Here is a 6,150-nt window from a genome sequence, read left to right on the forward strand (position 1 = left end):
GCGACGGCAAGAAGGACAGTTCCATGGCCCATCTGGTTCACCAGTACCTCAGCGAGACGGCCGGGCGGGATCCCTCCCGCACCGCGCTGATCGCCGGGGATGTCCGCCGCAGCTTCGCCGAGCTGGACCGCGAGAGCGACGCCGTCGCCTGTGCGCTCCAGTCGGCCGGGATCGCCCGCGGCGACCGCGTGGCGGTGATGCTGGAGAACTCGATTGAATATGTCGCCGGCCTGTTCGGCACGCTGAAGGCCGGCGGCGTGTTCGTGCCCGTCAACCCCTCGACCAAGGCCGACAAGCTGACCTACCTGCTGGCCGATGCCGGCGTCCGGGTCCTGATTGCCCCGGCGGCGCTGGCCCGGCAGGTCCTGCCGGCGCTAGAGGCGGTGGAAACGCCGCCGGCGGTTCTGTGGGTCGGCGCCGGGCTGCCCGGCGGTGCCACCGGTCTGCTCTATGCCGATGCCCTGGCTGCTCCGCATCGCCAGCCGGTCGACCCCGGTCTGATCGACCAGGATCTGGCGGCGATCATGTACACGTCCGGCACCACCGGCCGGCCGAAGGGCGTGATGCTGACGCACGCCAACTACGTCAACACCAGTTGGTCGATCTCGACCTATCTGGGGAACACCCCCGACGACGTGGTGATGTGCGTGCTGCCGCTGACCTTCGGTTACGGCCTGTCCCAGGTGCTGACCGGCGCCCGCGTCGGCTTCACCCTGGTGCTGGAGCGCTCCTTCGCCTTCCCGATGGAGACGCTGAAACGCATGGTGCAGCACCGGGTCACCGGCCTGCCCGGCGTCCCGACCGTCTTCTCCACCCTGCTGGGGCTGGAGGCGGCGAAGACCGCCGACCTCGACAGCCTGCGCTATCTGACCAACGCCGCCGCCCCGCTGCCGGCCGCTCATCTCCGCCGGCTGCGCGAGCGCTTCCCGCATGCCGTCTTCCATTCCATGTACGGCATGACCGAGTGCTGCACCCGCATCAGCACGCTCGACCCCGCCGATCTGGACCTGAAGCCGACCTCGGTGGGCCGTTCCATCCCGAATTGCGAAGCCTTCGTCGCCGACGAGGAGGGCAACCGCCTTCCCCCCGGCCAGGTGGGCGAGTTGGTGGTACGCGGCGCCAACGTGATGCGCGGCTATTGGAACCGGCCGGAGGAAACCGCCCGGCGCCTGCGTCGTGGTCCGCAAGGCGAGACCCTGCTGTTCACCGGCGACCTGTTCACCCAGGATGCAGAGGGGCACCTGTACTTCGTCAGCCGCAAGGACGACGTGTTCAAGTGCCGCGGCGAGAAGGTCAGCCCCAAGGAGGTCGAGAACGCGCTGTACGAGTTGGACGGCGTGCTGGAGGCCTGCGTCATCGGCGTCCCCGACGAGGCCGACGGCTTGGCGGTCAAGGCGTTCCTCGTTCCCCGCGAGGGTGCTGCCATCTCCGAGGCGGCCATCCGGCAGCATTGCCGCGGCCGGTTGGAGAGCCACCTCGTCCCGAAATTCATCGAGTTCCGCGACAGCCTGCCCAAGACCGACTCCGGGAAGATCCGGCGAGCAGAGTTGGTGGAGGAGGTCCGCGCGTCCGACAGCAGCAGCAGTCCCCTGTCCCGCGCAGCGGGGGAGGGTTAGGGAGGGGGCAAAGCCTTCCCACCCCCGAACACCACCACCAGAACACCCACCCCAGGACAGAGAGCACGCTCATGTGTGGTGTCGCCGGAGTTCTCGCAGGATCGCGTGCCGAACCCGCCGGTCTGGACGAGCTGAAGCGCATGATCGCCATGCTGGGGCACCGCGGCCCGGACGGTTACGGCTTCTACCGTGACGACCGGATCGGGCTCGCCCATGCACGGCTCAGCATCGTCGGTCTGGCCGGCGGCTTCCAGCCGATCCACAATGAGGACCGCACCCTCTGGATCAGCTTCAACGGTGAGATCTTCAACCATGTCGAACTGCGGCGGGAGTTGGAGGCGCGCGGCCACCGCTTCTACACCCAGACCGACACCGAGGTGATCGTCCACGCCTTCGAGGAATACGGCCCCGCCACCTGGGCCAAGCTGAACGGCCAGTTTGCCATCTGCCTGTGGGACACCACCCGGCGCGAACTGTGGCTGGTCCGCGACCGGCTCGGCATCCTGCCGCTGTTCTACGCCCGCCGCGGTGACCATCTGGTCTTCGCGTCGGAGGCCAAATCCCTGTTCGGCGGCGGCCGGGTGACGCCTGCCTTCGATCCGGCCAGCCTCGCCCAGGTCTTCACCCACTGGAGCACCGCGCCGCACGGCAGCGTCTTCGCCGGGGTGGAGAGCGTGCCGGCGGCCACCGCCATCCGCGTCGACTCGACGCTGGCGCTGCATGTCGACCGCTATTGGCAGCCCGATTTCGTCACCGACCCGTCATTGGCCAACCTGTCGCTGGACGAGGCAGCCGACCGGCTGGAGGAGAAGCTGCTTGACGCCATCCGCCTGCGGCTGCGCGCCGACGTGCCGGTCGGCGTCTACATCAGCGGCGGATTGGACAGCTCGGTGATCGCGGCGCTGGCCCGCAAGCTCGACACCACCCACATGCACAGCTTCGGCGTCCGCTTCACCGATGCCGGCTTCGACGAGACGCCGCAGCAGCGGCTGGTCGCCGGCCATGTCGGGACCGACCATCACGACATCCTGTGCAGCCCGCAGGACATCCAGGCAGCCCTGCCCGACGTCATCCGCCACGGCGAGGCGCCGCTGGTCCGCACCGCTCCCGCCCCGCTGTTCCTGCTGTCGCGTCTGGTGCGCGAGAGCGGCATCCGCGTCGTGCTGTCCGGCGAGGGTGCCGACGAGTGGCTGGCCGGCTACGACATCTTCAAGGAAGACAAGGTCCGCCGCTTCTGGGCGCGCCAGCCCGGCAGCAAGGCGCGGCCGAAGCTGCTGGGCCGCGTCCATCCCTTCGCCGCCGTCAACGGCCAGAAGGACAGCCCGCTGTGGCAGGCCTTCTTCAAGCGCGGGATGTTGGACACCGACGAGACCTTCTACGCCCACCGCACCCGCTGGCGGAACACCGCATGGTCGCAGCGCCTGCTGTCGGCCGATGTCCAGGCGACCGCCGACGATGCGGCCTTCGAGGCGCATGTGGCGGCCCATCTGCCGGACGGCTGGTCGCGCTGGTCGCCGCTGGCGCGCAGCCAGTGGGCGGAGATCGCCACCTTCATGACCCCCTATCTGCTGTCGGCCCAGGGTGACCGGGTCGCCATGGCAAACAGCATCGAGGTCCGCTATCCCTTCCTCGACCCGGCGGTGGACGACCTGTGCGCCGCCCTGCCGGACCGGGTGAAGATGCTGGGGCTGCGCGACAAGCTGGCCCTGCGCCGGCTGGCCGCCCGCCATCTGCCGGCCGAGATCTTCCAGCGGCCGAAGCGGCCCTATCGCGCACCGATGACCACAGCCCTGTTCGGCGACGACGCCCCGGACTATGTCCGCGACCTGCTGTCGCCGGAAGCGCTCACCCGCTACGGGCTGACCGACATCGACGCCGTCTCGGCGCTGGCCGACAAGGCCCACCGCCAGAACGGCCGCATGGCCGGCGAGCGGGAGGAGATGGCGCTGGTCGGCACGCTGACCCTGCAGATCCTCGCCCACTACGTCCACGACGAATTGCCCCAGCGCATCCGCGACCAGCGGGCCGCCCTGGATCGTGCCGAAATTCACGTGCTGGAGGACCAAACGTTGGAGGACCTGACCGGCGACGCCCGGACCGCCACACCACAGCCCATTGCCCAGCCCACCGCGGCCTGACCGCCGCGATTCTTTCCGACCGACGATGCATCAACCCCCATCGGGAACCGTGACCATGCTGAACGCCCTGTCCTCGTTCGACTCCAAGGCCCTCGATCTGGATTGCGCGTCCGCGGCGCGCGAGATCGAAGACGCCATCCAACGCATCGTCGCCCATGATCTGCGCCGCCAGGGCATCGTGCTCGGCGTGTCCGGCGGCATCGACAGCTCGGTCTGCGCCACGCTGGCCGTCCGCGCCCTGGGGCCAGAGCGCGTGCAGTGCATCCTGATGCCGGAAAAGGAAAATTCGCCGAAGAGCACCCGCCTCGGCACCCTGCTCTGCGAGCATCTCGGCGTCACCCCGGTCATGGAGAACATCACTGGCCCGCTGGAGGCGCTGGGCTGCTACGAACGGCGCGACAACGCCATCCGCCGGCTGTTCCCGGAATTCGGCCCGGGCTGGAAGCAGAAGATCGGTCTGGCCGGCAACCTGCTGGACGCCGACCGCGTCAACTACTTCACCCTGACCGTCGAATCGCCCGAGGGCGAGCGCCAGACCAGCCGCATGCCGGTGGATGTCTATCTCGACGTCGTCGCCGCCACCAACCTGAAGCAGCGCATCCGCAAGACGGTCGAATACACCCACGCCGACCGCCTGAACTACGCCGTGCTCGGCACGCCGAACCGGCTGGAGTACGAGTTGGGCTTCTTCGTGCGTGGCGGTGACGGTCTGGCCGACCTGAAGCCGATCGCCCACCTGTACAAGTCGCAGGTCTACCAGATGGCGGCCTATCTCGGCCTGCCGGCAGAGATCCAGGCGCAGTCGCCCAGCACCGACACCTACACCCTGCCGCAGTCGCAGGAGGAGTTCTACTACGCCCTGCCCTACGACAAGCTGGACCTGGCGCTCTGCGCCTATGGTCGGGGTGCCAGCGAAGAAGAGGCCGCGGCGGCGCTGAACCTTACCGTTCCGCAGGTCCACCGCGTCTACAAGGACATCACCGCCAAGCGCCGCACGTCGGCCCGCATCCTGCGCGATGCCCATCTGGTGCAGCCGGTGTCCGTCGGGGATGAGGCATGAGCGTCATCGACTGGAAGCAACGTGGCGTCGCCCGGTATGAACCGGGCGACCATGCCGCACTGGAAAGCTTCCAGCGCGCGCATTTCGGTGCCGAGGCGATCCAGCTGTGTCCCGACCATTTCCACTGGCTGTTCGAGGAACCGCCGGAGCGGGAACATGAGGGACCGCAGCTCTGGCTGTGCAAGCGCAATGGCGCTGTGGTCGGCCAGCAGGGCGGCATCCCCTTCGCCCTGAAGGTGGGCGAGCGCAACCGGCGGGCTTCCTGGGCGATCGACCTGATGGTCGCCCCGGAATGGCGCCTGCGCGGCGTCGGTCCCGCCCTGTCGGAGACCCACTCCGCGGCCGGCGACCTCGCCGTATCGCTGTCGATGACGGAAGCCGCCTACAAGTCCTACAAGCGCGGCGGCTGGCTCGATCTCGGCAATGTGCCGACCTATCTGCGGGTGATCGATCCACTGCGCTGCCTGCGCGTCAGCCCGTATGGCGGGGGCTTGGCCAAGCTGGTCGCCAGGGTGGGCAAGCCGGCGCTGGCCGCCGCCTCCATGGGCTACGGGCTGTCGGCCAAGCTGCTCGGCGCCCGGCTGGTGGAGATCGATCGCTTCGACTACCGCGTCGACGACCTGTGGGAAGCGGCCTCGGCGCAGCATCCGGTGATCGCCCGGCGCGACTGGGCCTTCCTGAACTGGCGCTTCGACCTCACGCCGCAGGCCGACCGCTTCCGCCGCTTCTACGTCATGCGGGGCGAGACCGTGCTGGCCTATGTCGTGCTGCGGGTCGACTACTGGAAGGGCGAGCCGGTCGGCGTGGTCTGCGATTATCTGGCCCGGCCGGGCTGGCTGGTGGCGGCCTTCTCGCTGATGACCGAGTTGGCGCGCCGGCAGGGCATGGTTGCGCTGATGTGCCGGACGCTGAATGCCCAGGCGGCGCGGCCGTTGTCGATGATGGGCTTCCTGTGCCTGAAGAACGGCCTGCGCACGCCGACCCGGATGATGGTGCGGCCGGCGCTCGACCAGCCGGAGCTTGCCGGCACGGTCGGCGATGCGAAGAACTGGTTCGTCACCGTCGCCGACAGCGACATGGGATTCAAGAGCTTGGGCGAGTAGGCGAAAACCGACACTCCAGACGCGAAAAGGCCGCCTTCCCATACGGGAGGCGGCCTTTTCGCTGTTCGCGATAAAATCGAGTTTCAAGTGACGGGATGCGTCTTCAGATCGTCCATGAAGCGGCTTACCGCTGTGCATGGCGCCCGGTGAGATCAAGCCGATCGAGCGATTAGTAAGGCTTAGCTTCGAGCATTGCTGCCCGTCCACATGCCTCCTATCGACGTGATGGTCTG

4 protein-coding genes and 1 rRNA gene are annotated in these 6,150 nt (G+C 68.3%); 4 read left to right on the forward strand and 1 reads right to left on the reverse strand.

The window, feature by feature from the left end:
* Positions 1-23: 23 nt before the first annotated feature.
* The 4 genes from TSH20_RS29125 (at position 24) to TSH20_RS29140 (ending at position 5,917) form a co-directional block, all read left to right on the forward strand.
* The gene (locus TSH20_RS29125) at positions 24-1,616 is read left to right on the forward strand and encodes a class I adenylate-forming enzyme family protein (RefSeq protein WP_109156399.1); all 1,593 of its coding nucleotides are present in this window, start codon (positions 24-26) and stop codon (positions 1,614-1,616) included.
* 71 nt (positions 1,617-1,687) lie between these two features.
* Positions 1,688-3,754, forward strand: coding sequence for an asparagine synthase (glutamine-hydrolyzing) (gene asnB / locus TSH20_RS29130; protein ID WP_109156398.1), 2,067 nt, complete (start codon positions 1,688-1,690; stop codon positions 3,752-3,754).
* Positions 3,755-3,809: 55 nt separating this feature from the next.
* Positions 3,810-4,814 carry an NAD(+) synthase gene (gene nadE, locus TSH20_RS29135; protein ID WP_109156397.1) on the forward strand — a complete coding sequence of 335 codons (1,005 nt, stop codon included), beginning with the start codon at positions 3,810-3,812 and terminating at the stop codon, positions 4,812-4,814.
* The gene (locus tag TSH20_RS29140; protein ID WP_109156396.1) at positions 4,811-5,917 is read left to right on the forward strand and encodes a GNAT family N-acetyltransferase; all 1,107 of its coding nucleotides are present in this window, start codon (positions 4,811-4,813) and stop codon (positions 5,915-5,917) included. The genes nadE and TSH20_RS29140 overlap by 4 nt, the downstream gene beginning before the upstream one ends.
* A 148-nt stretch (positions 5,918-6,065) precedes the next feature.
* Here the strand turns inward: TSH20_RS29140 and TSH20_RS29145 are convergent.
* Positions 6,066-6,150, reverse strand: a 23S ribosomal RNA gene (locus tag TSH20_RS29145); the annotation flags it as partial.

The organism is Azospirillum sp. TSH20 (genome assembly GCF_003115935.1).
GTDB lineage: Bacteria > Pseudomonadota > Alphaproteobacteria > Azospirillales > Azospirillaceae > Azospirillum.